This window comes from Paraburkholderia sp. RL17-383-BIF-A (assembly GCF_046028015.1).
Taxonomy (GTDB): Bacteria; Pseudomonadota; Gammaproteobacteria; order Burkholderiales; family Burkholderiaceae; genus Paraburkholderia.
This window is the reverse complement of the sequence record NZ_JARESR010000005.1, coordinates 41,029-60,947: the sequence shown is the minus strand read 5'-3', so window position 1 is coordinate 60,947 and position 19,919 is coordinate 41,029. Positions and strand designations below refer to the sequence as shown.

The window sequence follows — 19,919 nt, the reverse complement described above, 5'->3', positions numbered from 1 at the left end:
GCGGCAACACGACTCGGTGTTTCAATCAAACTCAAATAACTCAACTCTGGACGAACCGGAGACATACAGATGAATTTCCAGCAATTGCGCTTCGTGCGCGAAGCCGTGCGTCAGAACATGAACCTGACCGAGGTGGCGAACGTGCTGTACACCTCGCAGTCAGGCGTGTCGAAACAGATCAAGGATCTCGAAGACGAACTCGGCGTCGACATTTTCATTCGACGCGGCAAGCGTCTGACGGGCCTGACCGAGCCGGGCAAGGCGGTGCATCAGCTGATCGAGCGGATGCTGCTCGACGCCGAGAATCTGCGCCGCGTCGCGCGCCAGTATGCCGATCAGGATAGCGGCCACCTGGTCGTGGCGACCACCCACACGCAGGCGCGTTATGCGTTGCCGAAGGTGATCCGTCAATTCACCGAGGTGTTCCCGAAGGTGCATCTGGCGTTGCGCCAGGGCAGCCCGCAACAGATCGCGCAGATGATCATCAACGGTGAAGCGGACATCGGCATCTCCACCGAAGCGCTCGACCGCTTCCCGGATATCGTCACGTTCCCGTGCTATTCGTGGCATCACGTCGTGGTCGTGCCGAAGGACCATCCGCTGGTGGGCCGGCAGAATCTGACGCTCGACGAGATCGCCGAATTTCCGATCGTCACGTACGACCAGGACTTCACGGGCCGCTCGCATATCGACCAGGCATTCGCGAAAGCGGGGGCGCTGCCCGACGTCGTGCTGACCGCAATCGATGCCGACGTGATCAAGACCTATGTCGAACTCGGCATGGGTATCGGCGTGGTCGCGGCAATGGCCTACGATCCGAAGCGCGACACGGAACTGGTCGCGCTCGACACGCAACATCTGTTCGAAGCGAGCACGACGCGGGTCGGTTTGCGCAAGGGCGCGTTCCTGCGCGCGTATGCCTACCGGTTGATCGAGATGTTCGCGCCGCAGTTGAACGAAGCGGAGATCGCCGCGCAGTTGCGAGAAGCGGTTTGATGGATGCGCCGGGTCGGTGAAGGGCCATTTGTTTATCCATGCATGGCGGCGCGCGGCGCATCGCTTACAATCGCCGCCATGAACACTTCGACTTCTTCCTCCGCTACGCCTTCAGACGAAGGCGCCACGCCGCCGTTGCCGCGTATCGCCGTGCTCGCGACCGGCGGCACGATCGCCGGCGCGGCTGCGGACGCCACCAATACGTCCGGCTATCAGGCCGGTGTGGTCGGCGTCGAGCAATTGCTGGCCGTGGTGCCGGCCTTGTCCACAGTGGCGCGCATCGCGCCCGAGCAGATTGCCAGCGTCGACAGCAAGGACATGGCGATGCCGCTGTGGACCACGCTCGCGCAGCGCATCAACACGCTGCTCGCCGACAGCGACATTGACGGTGTGGTGATCACGCACGGCACCGACACGCTCGAAGAAACCGCTTATCTGCTGCATCTGACCGTCAAGTCGGACAAGCCAGTCGTGCTGACGGCGGCCATGCGCCCGGCTTCGGCGCTGTCCGCCGACGGCCCGCTGAATCTGCTGAACGCCGTGACGGTCGCGGCGCACGCGGCGTCGCGCGGGCAGGGCGTGCTGGTGGCCTTCAACAACAAGATCCACAGCGCGCGCGACGTGGTGAAGACGAGCACCTACGCGGTCGATGCATTCCATTCGCCTGAAATCGGCGCACTGGGCTGGGTGCAGGACGGCCGCGTCGAATTCCAGCGCGGCGTGGTGCGTCCGCATACGCTCGCGACCGAATTCGTGATCGGCTCGAAGTGGCCGCATGTGGAGATCGTGGTGAGTTATGCGGGCGTGACGCGGATTGCCGTGGATGCGCTGGTTGCCGCCGGCGTGCGCGGTATCGTCGTGGCGGGCACCGGCAACGGCTCGATTCATACCACGGTGCAACAGGCGCTGGCCGATGCCGCTTCGCAAGGCGTGGCGGTGGTGCGTGCCTCGCGTGTCGGCTCGGGGCATGTGATGCGCAACGGCGCGGCCGCCGACGACGCGCTCGGTTTCGTCAGCGCGGGCTCGCTAAATCCGTACAAGGCGCGCGTGCTGCTGATGCTGGCGCTGGCCGCGGGCGGCACGGGACCCGTGGCGCTGCAGAAAACGTTCGATAAGTATTGATTGATTGTGCGCGGGCGGTCGGGTTCAAAGACAGAACCGTGTCCCGCATATGACGCTTGAATGACGACGCGGCGCCCAGGTCATCGACCCGAGCGCCGCGTTGTCGTTTCATTTCAAGTTTTTTGCTTTAGCCGACCATAGGCGACGCCGCCAGACCGTCAGTCCGCCAGGTCCGGAGGCAACTTCCCGCCGTTCGCCGCCAGCGCCAGCATGACCTGTTTATGCAGCCAGATGTTCATGCTTGCGGAATCGTTCGTGTCGCCGGTGAACTTCAGCTCTTTTGCGAGCTCCTTGCGATGTTCGAGGCTGCTGTCCACGCCGAGCGCTTTCAGCGTGTCGACGATCGATGTGCGCCAGTTCAACGTTTGACCGCTCTCACTCACGAACTGGTCCATCACGACAGCAACGTCGACGTCGGCGAGCGGCGCGGGCGCCGGTGCAGCCGCCGGTGCGGCAGCTTGCGCCGCTGCCGGATCCGGTGTCGGCTCAACCGCGGGCGCAGGCTGGTCCGGTTTCGCTTTGCCGAAGAGCTTATGTACGATGTCACCGAAGATGCTCATTCTGAATCCTTTGCAGATAGGTTACTGGCGCAAGCACATTCCGCTCACGGGTTGAAAACTGGTTGGGAATCGGGCGAATGAAGCAGAGGACACGCGTTGCCATGATCGACAAGCCGCACTTGAACGCTGAACCGCCCGCAACCAGACTTAACGAGTGTAGGAGAAAAGCGCGGAGCGATGTGTCAAAAAAGGTCGAGCCGGAAGGACGGAGTTGCAAGCAAATGCAAGCGGACTTGCGGGCCGGCGCGCGTGGCCCGGCAAAGAGAGGTGCTGGCAGGCGGCGCGCATGATGCACCCGCTGCGAGAGTTTGGCCGAAAAAGCATAAGCATCGGTAAAGCATGAAATCCGACAGCCGGACACCCGACGACGACGTCTGACCGACCAAGGCTTCCCCGGCGCCGCCGGGTGCCGCTGCGGACCCCACTTGCCGCTCTCAGCCCAGAGCGGCACGATTTGCCCGTTCCGCCGTGCCTATCGCACGACGAACCGGGCGCCCCACCTGCGACCGCCATGACGTTGACAATGCAACCATCACGGCGGTCCGTGTTACTGCATGATGCGCAATCAAGCTGCCTTGGCTTCGCTGGCCGGCGCTTGCGCGACTTCGAAGTTCGCCATGATTTCGAGGGCACGCACCATCGCCGAGTGATCCCAGGCCTTGCCGCCATTCGCCGCGCACACGCTGAACAGTTGCTGCGCGCTCGCCGTATGCGGCAGAGCGATGCCGAGCTTGCGTGCGCCGTCGAGCGCGAGGTTCAGATCCTTCTGGTGCAGTTCGATGCGAAAGCCCGGGTTGAACGTGCGCTTGGTCATGCGCTCGCCGTGCACTTCGAGAATCCGCGACGAGGCGAAGCCGCCCATCAAAGCCTTGCGCACACGTTCCGGATCGGCGCCCGAGCGCGACGCGAACAGCAGCGCTTCGGCCACGGCTTCGATGTTCAGCGCGACGATGATCTGGTTGGCGACCTTGCAGGTTTGACCCGCGCCGTTGTCGCCGATCAGCGAGATGTTCTTGCCCATCAGTTCGAACAGCGGCTTGGCCGTGGCGAAGGCTTTTTCCGGACCGCCCACCATGATCGTCAGCGTCGCTTCGCGCGCCCCGACTTCGCCGCCGGAGACCGGCGCATCCAGGTAATCGACGCCCAGCGCGTTGATCTTCTTCGCGAACGCTTGCGTGTCGAGCGGCGAGATCGAGCTCATGTCGATCACGAGCTTGCCTTGCGAAAGGCCGGCGGCGACGCCGTCGTCGGCGAACAGCACGTTGGCGACGTCAGGCGTGTCCGGCACCATGATGATGACGATGTCGGCGGCCTGCGCGACAGCGGTCGAATTCCCGACGACGCTCGTCGTCTTGCTCAGATCTTCCGGCACCGGGTACGCGCCATTCACGAACAGCGAGTGGCCGCCCTTGATGAGGTTGCGCGCCATGTGCGCGCCCATGATGCCGAGGCCGATAAAACCGATCTTTGCCATGTGTCTAAATCTCCAGTGTTGTTGGGTGTCCCGCAAGAGGACGTCCTTCGGGGCGTCTTTCGGGGCTTAAAGCGCCTGATCCGGCGATCAATGCAGCGATGCGGCGCTCAGGCGGCGGCGTGGGCTGCGCCGCGGGTTTGCCCGGCCACGCTTTGAATCCAGCCGAGGCCGGCGGTCGTGGTCGTGCGCGGCTTATATTCACAGCCGACGTAGCCGTCGTAGCCGAGCGAGTCGAGCAGATCGAACAGGAACGGGTAGTTGATTTCGCCGGTGCCCGGTTCGTTGCGGCCCGGATTGTCGGCGAGCTGGATGTGCGCGATCTGCGGCAGATTCTTCCTGATGGTCGCCGCGAGTTCGCCTTCCATCCGTTGCATGTGATAGATGTCGTATTGCAGGAACAGATTGTCCGAACCGACTGCGCGGATCACATCCAGGCCTTCAGCAGAACGATTCAGTGCGAAGCCCGGAATGTCGTAGGAATTGCACGGTTCGACCAGCAGCTTGATGCCGGCCTTCTTCAATTCGCCCGCGGCGAAGCGCAGGTTCTCGACAATGGTCGAGCGCGCCTTGTCCGCATCGACGCCGGCCGTCGGAATGCCGACGAGGCAGTTCAGTTGCGGCACCTTCAGCGCTTTCGCGTATTCGATCGCGCGGCCCACGCCTTCCTGGAATTCGCTCACGCGATCCGGCAGGCACGCAATGCCGCGTTCGCCGGCTTCCCAGTTGCCCGCGGGCAGGTTGTGCAGCACCAGCTTCAGGCGATTCTGCTGCAAGCGCTCGCTCAATTCGGCGATCTGATACGGATACGGAAACAGAAATTCGACGGCGTGAAAGCCCGCGTCCGCCGCGGCCGCAAAGCGGTCGAGGAAGGGGACTTCGTTGAACAGCATGGTGAGATTCGCTGCAAATTTCGGCATGGTGCGTCTGTCTCTCTGGTCGGTCAGTGGAATAGCTTTCGTGAGGCGGTTCGGTGTGGCCGAACCGCGCTCATGTGATGCTCATCGTTGCGATATGCGATGCAGTACGGCAGTTCAGTCGAGCATGCTGATCGCGGTCGGTGCGTCTTCGCGCGTGGCAGCCAGTTCTTCAAACTCGTTGATCGCGTCGATTTCGGTGCCCATCGAGATGTTGGTCACGCGCTCGAGAATCACTTCGACGATCACCGGCACGTTGAACTCGGAGAGCATCGCCTGCGCTTTCTGCAGCGCGGGCTTCAGTTCTTCCGGCTTGAACACGCGGATCGCCTTGCAACCCAGACCTTCCGCGACCGCGACGTGGTCCACGCCGTAGCCGTTCATTTCCGGCGCGTTGATGTTCTCGAAGCCGAGCTGCACGCAGAAGTCCATGTCGAACGCGCGCTGTGCCTGACGGATCAGGCCGAGGTACGAGTTGTTCACCACCACATGCACGTACGGCAGCTTGAACTGCGCGCCGGCTGCCAGCTCTTCGATCATGAACTGGAAGTCGTAGTCGCCCGAGAGCGCCACGATCGGGCGTTGCGGGTCAGCCGCACGCACGCCGAGCGCCGCCGGAATCGTCCAGCCGAGCGGGCCGGCCTGGCCGCAGTTGATCCAGTTGCGCGCCTTGTAGACGTGCAGGAACTGCGCGCCGGCGATCTGCGAGAGACCGATCGTGCTCACGTAGCACGTATCGCGGCCGAACACCTGGTTCATTTCTTCATAGACGCGCTGCGGCTTCATCGGCACGTTGTCGAAGTGCGTCTTGCGGTGCATCGTCCGCTTGCGTTCCTGGCAGTCGGCGACCCATGCGCCGCGGTCCTTCAGCTTGCCCGCGGCCTTCCATTCCTTCGCCACTTCCACGAACAGTTCGAGCGCGGCCTTCGCGTCCGACACGATGCCCAGATCCGGGCCGAACACGCGGCCGATCTGCGTCGGTTCGATGTCGACGTGCACGAACTTGCGGCCCTTCGTATACACCTCGACGCTGCCCGTGTGACGGTTCGCCCAGCGGTTGCCGATGCCGAGCACGAAGTCGGAGGCGAGCATCGTCGCGTTGCCGTAGCGGTGCGAGGTTTGCAGACCGACCATGCCGGCCATCAGCGGATGGTCGTCGGGAATCGCGCCCCACGACATCAGCGTCGGGATCACCGGCACGCCGACGGTTTCAGCGAACGTGACGAGCAGGTCTTCAGCGGCTGCGTTCAACACGCCGCCACCCGAGACGATCAGCGGTTTGTCCGAATTGTTGAGCAGCGTGAGCGCGGCTTCGATCTGCTTGCGTGTAGCTTTGGGCTTGTAGACCGGCAGCGGTTCGTACGTGTCGATGTCGAATTCGATTTCGGCGAGCTGCACGTCGATCGGCAGGTCGACCAGCACCGGACCCGGACGGCCCGAGCGCATCAGGTGGAAAGCCTGCTGGAACACGCGCGGCACCAGCGCCGGCTCACGCACGGTGACGGCCCACTTGGTCACCGGCTTGGCGATCGATTCGATATCGACGGCCTGGAAGTCTTCCTTGTACAAACGCGCGCGCGGCGCCTGGCCCGTGATAGCGAGAATAGGAATGGAGTCGGCCTGAGCGGAGTACAAACCGGTGATCATGTCGGTGCCGGCGGGGCCCGACGTGCCGATACACACGCCGATGTTGCCCGGTTGAGCGCGCGTATAGCCTTCGGCCATATGCGACGCGCCTTCGACGTGGCGGGCCAGTACGTGGCTGATGTTGCCTGCCTTGCGCATGGCCGAGTAGAACGGGTTGATCGCTGCGCCCGGAACGCCGAATGCGGTGTCGATGCCTTCTTTTTCGAGCACCAGCACGGCTGCGTCGACGGCTCTCATCTTGGCCATGAATGTCTCCTGAATGTCTGGGAATGGGCGAAATAAACGGGTTGATTGCACTTTAGGCCTGACCTAAAGGTTTGATAAGATCAGTCCGGGTCGCTTATTTCGAAACAAAAAGTATGGAATGGCTGGTGGGCCGGCGCCCGGTGTGGTGCGTGGGATCGGAGTAAGCGCTAAAGCGCCAACTCGGATCGACCGCCGTGCATGGGATCGGAGTAAGCGCTGAAGCGCTAACTCCGATCGACAGAGGAGACAGATATGGACCGGTTCAAACAGATCGAAACCTTCGTGCGCGTCGCGGATGCCGGCAGCCTTGCGGCGGCGGCGCTGGAGGAGGGCGTGTCGCCGGTGATTCTCGGCCGCCGTATCGACGCGCTGGAAAAGCGCCTCGGCGTGAAGCTGATGTACCGCTCGACGCGCCGGCTGGTGGTGAGCGAAGACGGCGCCGCGTTCCTGGAGCGCTGCCGCGGGCTTCTCACCGAGTGGGATCAGGCGGAAAACGAACTGAGCGCCGGGCGGCGCGCGATCAACGGCCATCTGATCGTGTCGGCGCCGGCTGCGTTCGGACGCAAGCACGTCGCGCCGCTCGCCCCGGCGTTTCTCGCCGACAAGCCGGAATTGCAGGTGTCGTTCAATCTGACCGACCGGGTGGTGGATCTGGTGCGCGAGGGCTATGACCTGTCGATCCGCATCGGCGGCGCGGTCGATCCGAATTTCGTCGCGGTCAAGCTGGCGTCGAACCGGCGCGTGGTGTGCGGCACGCCGGACTATTTCCGCCGGCACGGCCGGCCGAAAACGCTCGAAGACCTGCCGCAGCACAACTGTCTCGCGTTCAATCTGCAAGGCGGACAGAACCGCGGCTGGTATTTCCGCCGTAACGGCAAGCTGGCGACGGTGCGCGTGGGCGGCACGCTCGACTGCAACGACGGGGAGTTGCTGCACCGCTGGGTGTCGGAAGGGCTTGGGCTCGGCTGGCGCTCCACGTGGGAAATCCAGCAACAACTGGCGCGTGGCGAACTGGAAACCGTGCTCGACGAATTCGCGCTGCCCGACTACGACATTCTCGCGGTCTATCCGCAACAGCGGTATGTGCCGGCCAAGGTGCGGTACTTCATCGATTATCTGAAAGACGTGTACGCCAGCGCGGATTACTGGAACCGGCCGGCTTATTAGAAGCGGCAGACTCAGCAGACTCACCAGAGCCAGCAGAGCCAGCAGAGCCAGCAGAGCCAGCAGAGCCAGCAGAGCCAGCAGAGCCAGCAGAGCCAGCAGAGCCAGCAGAGCCAGCCGGCGGCCCGGCACGGCGGCGGTCCTGTGGTCCGATACCCGGGCAGAACGGCCGGATTTTTTGCGAATTGCACGCGGCGTGGGGAATAAACTCGGGAGATGCCCGGTTATGTGCTGTACAGAGTGTCACGACGAGCAACATCGCACAGCCCGCAATGCCCTGGAGGGCCGAGGTGGTCCAGACCGATTCAGATCCTGCCCGCGCGCACGGCGAGACCGACGCAGCGAGGAGCCGGCGCTTTCAGCAGATGGCGCTGCCGCACCTCGACGCCGCGTACAACCTTGCGCGCTGGTTGTGCGGCAACGCCAACGATGCCGACGATGTCGTGCAGGAAGCCTTCATGCGCGCGTTCCGCTTTTTCGACACCTTTCGCGGCGACTCGGCGCGGCCGTGGCTGCTGGCGATCGTGCGCCGAACCTGGTACACGGAATGGCGGCGGCGGGCGTCGTCGCACGAAACGGTGGAGTTCGACGACACGATGGACGACGCGACCTTCGACGGCTGGACGGTGGGCGGCACCGACCCTCAGGCGCTGTTGATCCGCGACGAGGATTCGAAACTCGTGCACGAGGCGCTCGCGCAGTTGCCGGTCGAATATCGGGAAGTGCTGATGCTGCGGGAGTTGGAGGAGATGGGCTATCGGGAGATCGCGCTGGTGGCGGACGTGCCGATCGGCACGGTGATGTCCCGGCTCGCGCGGGGGCGCCGCAAGCTCGCCGCGCTGCTGACGGAGAAACAAGGGGGCGCCGCGGCCTCGCACCGGCCGTCGATGTGCGCGGCGGCGCCCGGCGCAAGCAAAGCGGCCACGGCGAGCGTGACCCCGTTGCGGGCCTCCGCCAATGGCCGGCCACTCAACACGCCGGGCGGCACCGCCGCCGGCAACAACGCTCAGGAGACGCCAGATGGACTGTAACGAAGCGCGGCCGCTCCTCGACGCGAACGCCGATCACGAATTGCCCGCGCCGGATGCCCGGCGCATTCAGCAGCATATCGAGAGCTGCGCAGCTTGCCGGCGCGAAAGCGAAAACCTGCGGGCCTTGAGCGGCGCGCTGCGGGCGGCGCCTTACCATCGTGCGCCGCAGTCGCTGCGCGAGCGGATCGTGGCGGGGTTGCCGAGCGTCGACGAGCCGGCTGGGGCCACCGAGCCGCCCGCTGTAAGTGTGCCGAGCGCCACGACGCCGCCGCGCGAACCTGCGCGGCGCGGCTGGCTTGAACGTTGGCTGGACGGCTGGCGCGCCCCGCAAGGCGGGTTCGGCTGGCCGTCGCGGGCGGGTGGCGCAGGCGGTCCGGTTGGCTCAGTCGGTTCAGGCGGCGTCTTTGCGCGCGGCTGGCTGGTGGCGCTGGTCCTCGCGTTGTGCGCGGTGGCCGCGGGCGTGGCGTTGAACCTGCGCCGGCCGGCGGACTTCGGGCCGTTTGCCAACGAACTGGTGGAAAGCCACGTGCGGGCGCAGGTGTCCGGTCGCGACATCGACGTGATTTCGACGGATCGCCATACGGTCAAGCCGTGGTTCAACGGTCGGCTCGATTATTCGCCGCCGGTCGAGGACCTGGCGGCAAGCGGCTTCGCGCTGGAAGGCGGGCGTCTGGACTACCTCGCGCATCAGCGGGTGGCTGTGCTGGTGTACCGTTACCAGAAGCATGTGATCGACGTCTATGTCTTTCCGCAGGCCGGCGCGGGCCGGGACGCGGATGGCGCGGCACCGGCCACGCTCGGTCGCGAAGGCTACTCGATCGCGCACTGGGATGCGGAAGGCATGACCTGGTGGGCGATCTCCGACGCGGCGCCCGACGCGCTGAAGGGACTGGAAGTAGCGCTGAAGGCGCGGCTGCAAAGCGGCAGCGAGCGTACGGAAACCGGCCCGTAGAAGGCGGACGGCGGCTTTGGCCGCCTGTTTTGGCCCCGACGCGCGATCGGGGACCGCCGGGCGGCGCGCGCTGGCGGGCCATCGAGTCACGTGCAAGGGCTGGCCACCGGTTTCAGGCTTCCCGGCACGAAATGTCGGGTCCGGCTTTGTGGTGTCACAGCCTAAACCCTTGAAAACACTCCCGATTCACGCGCCGCAACAACGGGATATCTTGCAACCCGGCCCTAATCGGGTTACACTCTTTGGCTTCTCACTTGCCACACCGGTTCCGACGCCCGGGTGGCTTTAATCCACAAGGAGTGTGTATGCGTCATTATGAAATCGTCTTTATCGTGCATCCCGATCAGAGCGAGCAAGTGCCCGCCATGATCGAGCGTTACAAGAGCACGATCACCTCGCACGGTGGCCAGATCCACCGTATCGAAGACTGGGGCCGTCGCCAACTGGCCTACATGATCGAGAAACTCGCGAAGGCTCACTACGTCTGCATGAACATCGAATGCGACCAGACCACGCTCGACGAGCTGGAACACGCATTCAAGTTCAACGACGCTGTTCTGCGTCACCTGATCGTCAAGATGAAGAAGGCCGAAACCGGCCCGTCGCCGATGATGAAGGAAGTGCAGCGCGAAGAAGCCAAGAAGTCGGCTGCTACGCAACCGTCCGAAGCGCAGGCTTAAGACACACTATTTAAGCTATCAGATCAAGCGTCGCTCTCGACCAAGGTTACATGAATCGGCTGCAACTCACGGCCAGCGTCGTCGAACGCGAACCGGTGCGGTACACCCCCGCCGGCGTTCCGATTGCAGGCTGCACGTTGCACCACCGCACGGAAGTCGTCGAAGCCGGCATTGCCCGGCAAGTCGAACTGACCATGCAGGCGGTAGCCGCAGGCGAGGCGAGCGGTAAGCTCGAAAGCTGTCAGATGGGCGTGGAAACGCTCTTCACAGGCTTTCTGGCAAAAAAGCACCGCAACGCAAGAACTCTGGTATTTCACATCACAGCATTGCAGGACATTGGAAAGGACTGAACATGCCCCGCCCGACTGGTAAGAAATTCGACAAGCGTCGTCAGCAACAAAATCCGCTCTTCAAGCGCAAGAAGTTCTGCCGTTTCACGGCCGCTGGCGTCGATCACATCGACTACAAAGACCTCGAAACGCTGAAGGACTTCATCGGCGAAAACGGCAAGATCACGCCGGCGCGTCTCACGGGTACGAAGTCGCACTATCAACGCCAGCTGGACACGGCAATCAAGCGCGCACGTTTCCTCGCGCTGGTGCCGTACACCGACCAGCACAAGGCCTAACCCGACGACGCGATAAGGAGTCTCCGAATGCAAATTATTCTTCTGGAAAAAGTCGTCAATCTGGGCAACCTGGGCGATATCGTGAAGGTCAAGGACGGTTACGCACGTAACTTCCTGATCCCGAACAAGCAAGCTCGCCGTGCAACGAAGGAAGCCCTGGCTGAATTCGAAGTGCGCCGCGCAGAACTCGAAAAGATCGCCGCTGAAAAGCTGGCTGCTGCTACCGCCCAAGGCGAAAAGCTGGGTGGCTCGACGGTGCAGATCAACCAAAAGGCTGGCGTCGACGGCCGTCTGTTCGGTTCGGTGACGAACGCGGACATCGCTGAAGCCCTGGTCAAGCAAGGTTTCGCAGTGGAAAAGGCGCAAGTGCGTCTGCCGGAAGGCCCGCTGAAGCTGGTTGGCGAGCACCCGGTTCAGATCTCGCTGCACACCGACGTTCTCGTCGATGTGACGGTGGCTGTGATCGGCGAACACGTCTAAGTATCAGCTAGTATTTGCCAGGATGTCGCTGGCGAAAGGCAGGGGCCGGGTAACCGGCCCCTGTTTTTTTTGTGCCCGTTTTTTTGTTTTTCCTGCTCCCCGCAGCCGCCCGCGCGCCCTCGATTTGCCCGATAATTCCTCTCCATGAACGCACCGTCCAAAGATCCCCAACTCGAGTCGCTAAAAGTCCCGCCGCATTCGATCGAGGCCGAGCAATCGGTGCTGGGCGGCCTGCTGCTCGATAACGCCGCGTGGGACCGTATCGCGGATTTTCTGTCGCAGAGCGATTTTTACCGCTACGACCACCGCATCATCTTCGAGCACATCGGCAAGCTGATCGCGGCCACGCGTCCGGCCGACGTGATCACCGTGTACGAGGCGCTCGGCACTTCGGGCAAGGCGGAAGAGGTCGGCGGTCTGGCGTATCTGAACGCGCTCGCGCAGAACACGCCGAGCGCGGCCAATATCCGGCGCTACGCGGAAATCGTGCGCGATCGCGCGGTGTTGCGCAGGCTGGTGTCCGTCGCCGACGAAATTTCGGCCGACGCCTTCAACCCGCAGGGCAAGGAAGTCCGGCAGTTGCTGGACGAAGCCGAGTCGAAAGTGTTTTCGATCGCCGAAGACGGCGCGCGCGGTACGCAGGGTTTCCTCGAAATCGGGCCGCTGCTGACCGAAGTCGTCGAGCGCATCGACACGCTGTACCACACCGCGAATCCGAGCGACGTGACCGGCACGCCGACCGGCTTTGTCGATCTGGACCGCATGACTTCCGGTATGCACGGCGGCGAGCTGATCATCGTCGCCGGCCGTCCGTCGATGGGTAAGACGGCGTTTTCCATGAACATCGGCGAATACGTGGCGGTAGAGTACGGCTTGCCGGTCGCGGTGTTCTCGATGGAAATGCCGGGTTCGCAACTCACCATGCGTATGCTCGGCTCGGTCGGGCGGCTGGATCAACACCGCATGCGGACCGGGCGCCTGACCGACGAGGATTGGCCGAAGCTCACGCATGCCGTGCAGAAAATGAGTGAAGCGCAGATTTTCATCGACGAAACCGGCGGCCTGAACCCGATGGAACTGCGCTCGCGAGCGCGGCGGCTGTCGCGCCAGTGCGGCAAGCTCGGGCTGATCATCATCGATTACCTGCAGCTGATGAGCGGGTCGTCGTCGGGCGAAAACCGCGCGACCGAAATCTCGGAAATCTCGCGTTCGCTGAAAAGTCTCGCCAAAGAACTCGACGTGCCGGTGATCGCGTTGTCGCAGCTCAACCGCGGTCTCGAGCAGCGTCCGAACAAACGGCCGATCATGTCTGACTTGCGGGAATCAGGCGCTATCGAGCAGGATGCCGACGTGATCCTGTTCATTTACCGCGACGAAGTCTACAACCCGGACAGTCCGGACAAAGGCACGGCCGAGATCATCATCGGCAAGCAGCGTAACGGTCCGATCGGTCCTGTTCGGCTCACGTTCCACGGTCAATTCACGAAGTTCGACAACTTTGCCGGCGCGCAGAATTTCTACAGCGATTGAGCGGAGAAGGGAAGCGATAACTGAGACGCCGTTGTAACGGCGCTTCCGGAAGTGCGGCGCGGGTCCCACAACGGTACAATGTGGCGGTTTTATGTCAGCCATTATGTGACCAATTTTCGGGATCCCAATGTTCGGTCGATTCATGCCCACCGAGGGCAAGTTCTTTGAAATTTTCAATGCGCACGCAACGTGCATCGTCTCGGCAAGCCGTGAACTCGAGCTGCTGATCGACAACCTGCAGGACGCCGAAACCCACAAGCAAAACGTGCAGAAAGCCGAGAAGGCCGCTGACAAGCTCACGCACGAAACCATCGACCTGCTGCACAAGACGTTCATCACGCCGCTCGACCGTGACGAGATCCACAAGCTGATCACCACGATGGACGACATCCTCGACCTGATGGAGGACGTCGCCACCGCTATCTCGCTGTACGACGTACAGGCCGTGACTTCCGAGGCGAGCCAGCTTGCGCATATCTGCACGGCAACCTCCGAGCGCGTGCAATTCGCCGTCAGCCTGCTGTCCGACATGAAGCAGGCAAGCCAGATTCTGAAGGCCTGCGAGGAAATCGACCGTCTGGAATCGGAAGCCGACCGCGTGCTGCGCGCAGCCATGTCGAAACTGTTCCGCGAAGAAGACAACGTCAAGACCCTGATCAAGCTGAAAGCAATCTATGAATTGCTCGAAACGATCACGGACAAGTGTGAAGATGTAGCGAACATCATCGAAGGCATCGTGCTGGAAAACGCATAATGCAATCGATACAACTCGCAATCTGGGTCGTCACCGGCCTGGTCGCCGTCGCGCTGATTTTCGACTTCATGAACGGCTTTCACGACGCGGCGAATTCGATCGCCACGGTAGTCTCGACAGGCGTGCTGAAGCCGCAACAGGCTGTCGCCTTCGCGGCGGCGTTCAATGTCATCGCGTATTTCGTGTTCCATCTGAAAGTTGCCGCGACTGTCGGCAAGGGCACGATCGATCCGAACATCGTCGACCATTACGTGATTTTCGGTGCGCTGGTCGGCGCGATCGGCTGGAACATCATTACCTGGCACTACGGCATTCCATCGAGCTCGTCGCATGCATTGATCGGCGGCCTCGTGGGCGCGGCGCTCGCCAAGTCGGGGTGGGGTTCGCTCAATTTCGACGGCCTGATGAAGACGGTGGCGTTCATCTTCATTTCGCCGCTGCTTGGCTTCGTGCTCGGCTCGTTCTTCATGCTGGCGGTGTCGTGGATTTACTTCCGCACGCCGCCGAGCAAGGTCGACCGGCGTTTCCGGCGTCTGCAACTGGTGTCCGCAGGTTTGTATAGCCTCGGCCACGGCGGTAATGACGCGCAGAAAACCATCGGCATCATCTGGATGCTGCTGATCGCGACGGGCTATGCGTCGTCAATGGCGGATGCGCCGCCGTTGTGGGTGATCGGCGGATGTTATCTCTCCATGGGCGTCGGCACACTGTTCGGCGGCTGGCGGATCGTCCGCACGATGGGCCAGAAGATCACCAAGCTCAAGCCGGTCGGCGGTTTTTGCGCGGAGTCGGGCGGGGCGATCACGCTGTTTACCGCCTCGTGGCTCGGCATTCCCGTGTCCACCACGCATACCATTACTGGCGCGATCGTCGGTGTCGGCGCAACCCAAAAGCTCAGCGCGGTGCGGTGGGGCGTGGCCGGCAACATCGTCTGGGCGTGGATTCTGACGATTCCGGCCTCCGCGGCGCTCGCCGCGGCTGCCTGGTGGCTCGGCCACCGTTTCCTGTAAAGGCGCAAAGCGGGCGGCGACGCCGCCTGCCGCGCGTTCGCGTTGTCAGGGTTCGAAAAGAAGCGTGCCGCCTAGATGAGCGGCGCGCTGCCTCCATCCATCGGGACGATTGCGCCCGTCACATAGCTTGCACGGCGGCTCGCCAGAAAGAGCGCAACGTCGGCGATTTCCTCCGGTTTGGCAAAGCGTCCGAGCGGCACTTTGGCCTGGCCGCGCGCGAGCGCTTCCGCGTTGCCGATGCCTTGCTGCGTGGCTTCCAGTTTGACCGCTTCCTCGACACGTTCGGTCAGCGTCGCTCCCGGATTGATCGCGTTGATGCGGATGCCGTAGCGCGCGTAATAGTGGGCGAGGCCGACGGTGGCAAGCATCAGCGCGGCATTTGCGGCTCCGCCGGCAATATGGATATCGCTCGCGACCTTGCCGCCCATGCCGATGATATTGACGATCGTGCCGGGCTCGCCGCCCGTGCCGGCTTTTACCCGTTCGGCCATGCGGCGCAGCACTTCCTGCTGGGGATAGATGTAGGGGAAGTATTTCGCTTCCATGGTGGCGCGGAACGCGTCGGCATCGAGCGTCTCCGGGTCGTAGCGGCGTGCGGCGCCGGCACTGTTGATCAGCACGTCGATCGGGCCGACGGCGGTGCTCACTTCCTCGACGATATCGGCGGCGCTGTGCGGTTCGTGCAGATCGGCGCGAGTCCGGTGTACGTGCAGGCCTTCCTGTTTCAACTGTTCGTAAGCGCGCGCGAGGTTGGCGGGGTCGCGCGAGACGATCGCGACTTTCGCGCCCTCGATCGCAAACGCACGGGCGCAGGCAAGGCCGATTCCCTTGCTGCCGCCTGTAATCAACACCACCTTGTCTTTGAGTCCGAGATCCATCGTCATCACCCGCTGTCGAAAGAATACCGACGACGATAGCAGATTGGCGGGATGGTTGTGATGCGCAGGTCGGTGGCGCTGCGTGTGGTGGCGAGTCGCTGCGCGGCGGCCGTTCAACGCGTGCGTCGATGGCCACGCTATACGACGAGGTGTGCACGCTAAGGCGGCTACGATATCCGAATTCGTTCGCATGCTGAGCGCGAAGCTCGCTCACGGCACGGTCCGCGCCGTGGCGTCAGAAGTTGCCGTTGGCGAAGCGGGCGATCGGGTCGTCGTTGGTTTGCGTCGGAGCGGGCATGCCGCGCGAGGCCGTCGAAGCCCGCATGATCTGCACGCTGCCGTTCTCATCGGCTTGCTGCGCCTGCCGGGCCTGCCGCGCGGCGACGGAAGCGGGCGGCGGCGGCTCGAACGCGTCGGCGGCGGCGTCGATAGGATCGGGCGCGCGGGCGGTTGCCGTTTGCGGAGCCGTCCGCGAAGCGGTCGGCTGTTGTTGGGCCGGTGCGGCGCCGCTGGCGTTATATGCATTGGCTTGTTGAGCGGCCGGAATCGGCGTCGGGGACACGGCGCCCGCCGCGCGAGCCTGCATCTGAGCCGCGCTCATGCCAGGTGGTGGCGGCTCGAACGGATCGGCTTGTGCCGTGGTGCTGACCGGTTGAGCCTCCACGCTCAACGGCGCGCGAGGCACCGCCGTAACGCGGACGATCTGCTGCGACTGCGACTGCGACTGCGACTGCGACTGAGATTGGGGTTGCAGTGCGCCCGCAGCATAGACCGGCGACTGCGCCGCTGCCTTCGCCGGCGCCGGTGCAACGGTCGCGGTCGCACCCGCGCCCGCATAGGCCGGCGCTGACTGCGCCACCGGCGCGACGCGCTCAGACTGTGGCGCGGCAGCTTGATAGCTCGGCGTATCGAACGGTGCGGGTGTCGCAGCCGGCGAGGCCACGCGGCGAATGCCGTCGAAGCGCTTGGCCCAGTATGGATTGGTCAAATAGTCGAGCCGCACCGTACCACCGGTAGACGGCGCGTTGACGAAGCGCAGCTTGCCGACATAAATGCCAACGTGCGAATGCGCGCGTCCTGTCGTGTTGAAGAAAATCAGATCGCCGGGCGCGATCTCGTCCGGTTCTATCGATTCGCCGCGCCCGCTCATATCCGCCGTCGTGCGCGGCAGATTCACGGAAGCCGCACGCGAGACCACATAGCGAACCAGACCGCTGCAATCGAAGCCGCTATCCGGCGTATTGCCGCCCCACCGGTACGGAATGCCGACGAGGCTCATCGCCTGAATCGAGATTTCTTCACGGCCGATGCTGTGATCGACGAAGTTCGGAAAGCCGGGCGGCGGAGCATGATACGCGCCGTTCGCCACCACGACCTGCCCGCCCGACCCACGCGACGACGTTTTCTGCGGTGCGCCGGCGCAGGCGGCGAGCAGCAGAACGGTCAGCAGCGATAGGGCGAGTCGGCGCATGAAGACGAGGAGAGCGGTAAACGCTCGTTTAATGGCGGACGATGTCGGGATGGTAGCCCTTGGAACCTCGCTCCGGCAAGAATTCTTCATAAATTACATGAAGTTCGTGCGCTAAGTGTTGCCCTTCAGGAACGCATGGCAAAGAAAAAAGCCGCTTCCGGAGTGTTCCGGAAGCGGCTTCGGTTTGAAGCTAACTAATTGAAACTTAGAGAATTTCCGACGCGTAGTCGGCAAGGCGCGAACGCTCGCCGCGCGCCAGCGTCACATGCCCGCTGTGCGCCCAGCCCTTGAAGCGATCGACCACGTACGTGAGCCCCGAACTGCCTTCCGTGAGGTAAGGCGTATCGATCTGCGCGATGTTGCCGAGACAGATGATCTTCGTGCCCGGACCCGCGCGCGTGACCAGCGTTTTCATCTGTTTCGGCGTCAGGTTTTGCGCCTCGTCGATGATCAGATACTTGTCCACGAACGTGCGGCCACGCATGAAGTTCATGCTCTTGACCTTCAGGCGCGAGCGGATCAGTTCCTGAGTCGCGGCGCGGCCCCATTCGCCGGCGGCGTCGTCGGTTTTCTGCAGGACTTCGAGGTTGTCGTCGAATGCACCCATCCACGGCTGCATTTTTTCCTCTTCCGTACCCGGCAGGAAGCCAATGTCTTCGCCGACCGGCACCGTTGCGCGCGTCACGATGATCTCGTTATAGCGCTTGTCGTCCAGCACTTGCGCGAGACCGGCGGCGAGTGCGACCAGCGTCTTGCCGGTACCGGCCTGACCCAGCAGCGTGACAAAGTCGATTTCCGGATTCATCAGCAGGTTCAGCGCGAAGTTCTGCTCGCGATTGCGCGCCGTGATGCCCCACACGTTGTTTTTGTGGTGGCCGTAGTCGCGCAAGGTTTGCAGCAGCGCCGTCTTGCCGTTCAGCTCGCGCACCAGCGCGTGAAACGCCGGCTCGCCGTTTTGCGGTTCCAGATAGACGAACTCGTTGACCAGCATCGAGGCGCACAGGGGACCGGTCACGCGGTAGTAAGTGGTGCCGGTCTTGGTGTCCTGCCAGCTTTCCATGCCCTTCGCGTGCTTGGTCCAGAAATCCTGCGGCAGCGCGCGGATGCCGGAATACAGCAGATCGCTGTCTTCGAGCACCTGGTCGTTGAAGTAGTCTTCGGCGGGCAGGCCGAGCGCATGCGCCTTGATGCGCATGTTGATGTCTTTCGACACCAGCACGACCTGGCGATCCATCCGGTCGCGCTGCAACGCGCGCACCACGCCGAGAATCTGGTTATCGGCCTTGCCTTCCGGCAGACCTTCCACCGGTTCGATGGCGGCGAGCTTGGTCTGGAAGTACAGACGCCCGGACGCCTCGCGGCTGCCCAGACGCGCCAGCGAGATGCCGTCGGACATGTTGCCGGCGTTCGCCACCAGTGCGTCGAGCGTGCGGCTCACCTGGCGGGCGTTGCGCGCGACTTCCGACATGCCCTTCTTGTGGTTGTCGAGTTCTTCCAACGTCATCATTGGCAGATAGACGTCGTGTTCCTCGAAACGGAACAGGCAGCTCGGATCGTGCATCAGCACATTCGTATCGAGCACGAAGAGCTTCTGGACTTCAACCGGCTCGGCAGCCGTGCCGCGTTTGCGGCCGGTGCCGCGTGTGCTCGGCGCAGCGGCTGCGGGTGTGCTCGCCTCAGCCTGCTTCGCGCTCGGCACGCGTGCGACGACCGGCTGCGCGGGCGCAGCAGGTTCGGCTTGCGGCCGGGCGGCGGGAACCGGTTGCAACAGGGCGGCCGTTTGCTTCGATTTGCGGCCGCGAGTGGGCGCGGCCTGTTCCGCGGAGGCGGACGCAGCCGGGGCCGCCGACGATGTCGGCACAGGCCGCAAAGTGGTCGCGGCGTTGGCGGCGTGCGCCATTGGCGTGGCGACGTTCGCGCGGCCGTAGTCGGCCGACTCTGCGGATTCCCCAACGGCCGTCTGTTTCTTCGCGGCGGAGCGCGCCGGGCTGGCGGCTTTGGCCTTGTATTCGTCAGGCGGCAGGAGATTGCCGAGCTTGCTGGGGGGGGTAGGCAAAGGCATGGTTTCCCTCGAATTATTCGGGTCACATATCGTGCGCCGCCTGTCGCATTCTGCCGGTGCCAGTGGATGCGCACGCAGTTTGCGCCCGGAGGCGCGCATTCGGTCTAGAGATGCCGGTTCGCCTGGTCTTCGATCGGCTCCTTAACGGAAGCGCGTGGCCGAGTGAACGACGGCTCTCGCGCAATTAAAAAAGCCGCCGCCCCGGCGTACGGGGCAAGCGGCTCGCCTACAGTGCTCGCGTTGCACCTCGCGACTCCGACGGGACCCGGAAAAAACGGGAAACAGCCGTCAAGTCTGGCGCAGCGGCGAAAAAGTTGGGG

The 19,919-nt window shown here is 63.3% G+C and carries 19 protein-coding genes; 12 read left to right on the top strand and 7 right to left on the bottom strand.

Annotation, left to right across the window (positions count from 1 at the left end; genetic code table 11):
- The first annotated feature begins 69 nt into the window (after positions 1–69).
- Complete coding sequence (locus P0D71_RS07635) at positions 70–996, top strand: CysB family HTH-type transcriptional regulator (RefSeq protein ID WP_408183132.1); 927 nt, start codon at positions 70–72, stop codon at positions 994–996.
- 78 nt (positions 997–1,074) lie between these two features.
- Positions 1,075–2,118, top strand: a complete 1,044-nt coding sequence (locus tag P0D71_RS07630) for an asparaginase (RefSeq protein WP_091800560.1) — start codon at positions 1,075–1,077, stop codon at positions 2,116–2,118.
- A 158-nt stretch (positions 2,119–2,276) separates the two neighbouring features.
- Here the strand turns inward: P0D71_RS07630 and P0D71_RS07625 are convergent, their stop codons facing one another.
- The 4 genes from P0D71_RS07625 to gcl all read right to left on the bottom strand — a co-directional run bounded on the left by P0D71_RS07625 (position 2,277) and on the right by gcl (position 6,959).
- Positions 2,277–2,678, bottom strand: coding sequence for a DUF3597 domain-containing protein (locus P0D71_RS07625; RefSeq protein ID WP_091794589.1), 402 nt, complete (start codon positions 2,676–2,678; stop codon positions 2,277–2,279).
- Positions 2,679–3,243: 565 nt separating this feature from the next.
- A complete protein-coding gene (locus tag P0D71_RS07620) occupies positions 3,244–4,152 on the bottom strand; it encodes a 2-hydroxy-3-oxopropionate reductase (protein ID WP_408479588.1) in 909 nt (302 codons plus the stop codon).
- A gap of 107 nt (positions 4,153–4,259) precedes the next feature.
- On the bottom strand, positions 4,260–5,069 hold the full coding sequence (hyi, locus tag P0D71_RS07615; protein ID WP_091794583.1) for a hydroxypyruvate isomerase: 810 nt from the start codon (positions 5,067–5,069) through the stop codon (positions 4,260–4,262).
- Positions 5,070–5,183: 114 nt separating this feature from the next.
- A complete protein-coding gene (gene gcl / locus P0D71_RS07610) occupies positions 5,184–6,959 on the bottom strand; it encodes a glyoxylate carboligase (protein ID WP_091794581.1) in 1,776 nt (591 codons plus the stop codon).
- Positions 6,960–7,211: 252 nt separating this feature from the next.
- On the opposite strand from gcl, the gene P0D71_RS07605 reads away from it, so the two are divergent.
- From P0D71_RS07605 to P0D71_RS07560, 10 genes are all read left to right on the top strand, one after another.
- Positions 7,212–8,126, top strand: coding sequence for a LysR family transcriptional regulator (locus P0D71_RS07605; RefSeq protein ID WP_091794579.1), 915 nt, complete (start codon positions 7,212–7,214; stop codon positions 8,124–8,126).
- Positions 8,127–8,413: 287 nt separating this feature from the next.
- The gene (locus tag P0D71_RS07600; protein WP_408479587.1) at positions 8,414–9,154 is read left to right on the top strand and encodes an RNA polymerase sigma factor; all 741 of its coding nucleotides are present in this window, start codon (positions 8,414–8,416) and stop codon (positions 9,152–9,154) included.
- Entirely contained in the window at positions 9,144–10,106 is a 963-nt protein-coding gene (locus tag P0D71_RS07595; protein WP_408479586.1) for a zf-HC2 domain-containing protein, read from the top strand. The genes P0D71_RS07600 and P0D71_RS07595 overlap by 11 nt, the downstream gene beginning before the upstream one ends.
- Positions 10,107–10,411: 305 nt before the next feature.
- Positions 10,412–10,786, top strand: a complete 375-nt coding sequence (gene rpsF, locus P0D71_RS07590; protein WP_006048823.1) for a 30S ribosomal protein S6 — start codon at positions 10,412–10,414, stop codon at positions 10,784–10,786.
- Between the two features lie 50 nt (positions 10,787–10,836).
- Positions 10,837–11,136, top strand: coding sequence for a primosomal replication protein N (gene priB, locus P0D71_RS07585; protein ID WP_007182110.1), 300 nt, complete (start codon positions 10,837–10,839; stop codon positions 11,134–11,136).
- Between the two features lie 2 nt (positions 11,137–11,138).
- The gene (gene rpsR / locus P0D71_RS07580; protein WP_007182109.1) at positions 11,139–11,414 is read left to right on the top strand and encodes a 30S ribosomal protein S18; all 276 of its coding nucleotides are present in this window, start codon (positions 11,139–11,141) and stop codon (positions 11,412–11,414) included.
- Positions 11,415–11,441: 27 nt separating this feature from the next.
- On the top strand, positions 11,442–11,894 hold the full coding sequence (rplI, locus tag P0D71_RS07575; RefSeq protein ID WP_091794572.1) for a 50S ribosomal protein L9: 453 nt from the start codon (positions 11,442–11,444) through the stop codon (positions 11,892–11,894).
- 144 nt (positions 11,895–12,038) lie between these two features.
- The gene (locus tag P0D71_RS07570; RefSeq protein ID WP_012432804.1) at positions 12,039–13,424 is read left to right on the top strand and encodes a replicative DNA helicase; all 1,386 of its coding nucleotides are present in this window, start codon (positions 12,039–12,041) and stop codon (positions 13,422–13,424) included.
- Positions 13,425–13,551: 127 nt separating this feature from the next.
- The gene (locus tag P0D71_RS07565; protein WP_091794570.1) at positions 13,552–14,178 is read left to right on the top strand and encodes a DUF47 domain-containing protein; all 627 of its coding nucleotides are present in this window, start codon (positions 13,552–13,554) and stop codon (positions 14,176–14,178) included.
- Positions 14,178–15,188, top strand: a complete 1,011-nt coding sequence (locus P0D71_RS07560) for an inorganic phosphate transporter (protein ID WP_091794568.1) — start codon at positions 14,178–14,180, stop codon at positions 15,186–15,188. The genes P0D71_RS07565 and P0D71_RS07560 overlap by 1 nt, the downstream gene beginning before the upstream one ends.
- Before the next feature lie 71 nt (positions 15,189–15,259).
- Here P0D71_RS07560 and P0D71_RS07555 read toward each other — a convergent pair whose 3' ends face one another.
- The 3 genes from P0D71_RS07555 to P0D71_RS07545 all read right to left on the bottom strand — a co-directional run bounded on the left by P0D71_RS07555 (position 15,260) and on the right by P0D71_RS07545 (position 19,599).
- Positions 15,260–16,066 carry an SDR family NAD(P)-dependent oxidoreductase gene (locus P0D71_RS07555; protein ID WP_091800557.1) on the bottom strand — a complete coding sequence of 269 codons (807 nt, stop codon included), beginning with the start codon at positions 16,064–16,066 and terminating at the stop codon, positions 15,260–15,262.
- A gap of 235 nt (positions 16,067–16,301) precedes the next feature.
- A complete protein-coding gene (locus P0D71_RS07550; protein WP_408479585.1) occupies positions 16,302–17,537 on the bottom strand; it encodes an NlpC/P60 family protein in 1,236 nt (411 codons plus the stop codon).
- 205 nt (positions 17,538–17,742) lie between these two features.
- The gene (locus P0D71_RS07545) at positions 17,743–19,599 is read right to left on the bottom strand and encodes a PhoH family protein (protein ID WP_408479584.1); all 1,857 of its coding nucleotides are present in this window, start codon (positions 19,597–19,599) and stop codon (positions 17,743–17,745) included.
- Positions 19,600–19,919: the final 320 nt, after the last annotated feature.

Bases quoted from the DNA above. Each gene is read 5' to 3' on its own strand.
- P0D71_RS07595 (WP_408479586.1), top strand. From the start codon at position 9,144: ATGGACTGTAACGAAGCGCGGCCGCTCCTCGACGCGAACGCCGATCAC.
- P0D71_RS07625 (WP_091794589.1), bottom strand. From the start codon at position 2,678: ATGAGCATCTTCGGTGACATCGTACATAAGCTCTTCGGCAAAGCGAAA.
- hyi (WP_091794583.1), bottom strand. From the start codon at position 5,069: ATGCCGAAATTTGCAGCGAATCTCACCATGCTGTTCAACGAAGTCCCC.
- P0D71_RS07635 (WP_408183132.1), top strand. From the start codon at position 70: ATGAATTTCCAGCAATTGCGCTTCGTGCGCGAAGCCGTGCGTCAGAAC.
- rpsF (WP_006048823.1), top strand. From the start codon at position 10,412: ATGCGTCATTATGAAATCGTCTTTATCGTGCATCCCGATCAGAGCGAG.
- P0D71_RS07545 (WP_408479584.1), bottom strand. From the start codon at position 19,599: ATGCCTTTGCCTACCCCCCCCAGCAAGCTCGGCAATCTCCTGCCGCCT.
- P0D71_RS07570 (WP_012432804.1), top strand. From the start codon at position 12,039: ATGAACGCACCGTCCAAAGATCCCCAACTCGAGTCGCTAAAAGTCCCG.
- P0D71_RS07605 (WP_091794579.1), top strand. From the start codon at position 7,212: ATGGACCGGTTCAAACAGATCGAAACCTTCGTGCGCGTCGCGGATGCC.
- P0D71_RS07560 (WP_091794568.1), top strand. From the start codon at position 14,178: ATGCAATCGATACAACTCGCAATCTGGGTCGTCACCGGCCTGGTCGCC.
- rplI (WP_091794572.1), top strand. From the start codon at position 11,442: ATGCAAATTATTCTTCTGGAAAAAGTCGTCAATCTGGGCAACCTGGGC.
- rpsR (WP_007182109.1), top strand. From the start codon at position 11,139: ATGCCCCGCCCGACTGGTAAGAAATTCGACAAGCGTCGTCAGCAACAA.
- P0D71_RS07550 (WP_408479585.1), bottom strand. From the start codon at position 17,537: ATGCGCCGACTCGCCCTATCGCTGCTGACCGTTCTGCTGCTCGCCGCC.
- P0D71_RS07565 (WP_091794570.1), top strand. From the start codon at position 13,552: ATGTTCGGTCGATTCATGCCCACCGAGGGCAAGTTCTTTGAAATTTTC.
- P0D71_RS07555 (WP_091800557.1), bottom strand. From the start codon at position 16,066: ATGGATCTCGGACTCAAAGACAAGGTGGTGTTGATTACAGGCGGCAGC.
- gcl (WP_091794581.1), bottom strand. From the start codon at position 6,959: ATGGCCAAGATGAGAGCCGTCGACGCAGCCGTGCTGGTGCTCGAAAAA.
- priB (WP_007182110.1), top strand. From the start codon at position 10,837: ATGAATCGGCTGCAACTCACGGCCAGCGTCGTCGAACGCGAACCGGTG.
- P0D71_RS07620 (WP_408479588.1), bottom strand. From the start codon at position 4,152: ATGGCAAAGATCGGTTTTATCGGCCTCGGCATCATGGGCGCGCACATG.
- P0D71_RS07630 (WP_091800560.1), top strand. From the start codon at position 1,075: ATGAACACTTCGACTTCTTCCTCCGCTACGCCTTCAGACGAAGGCGCC.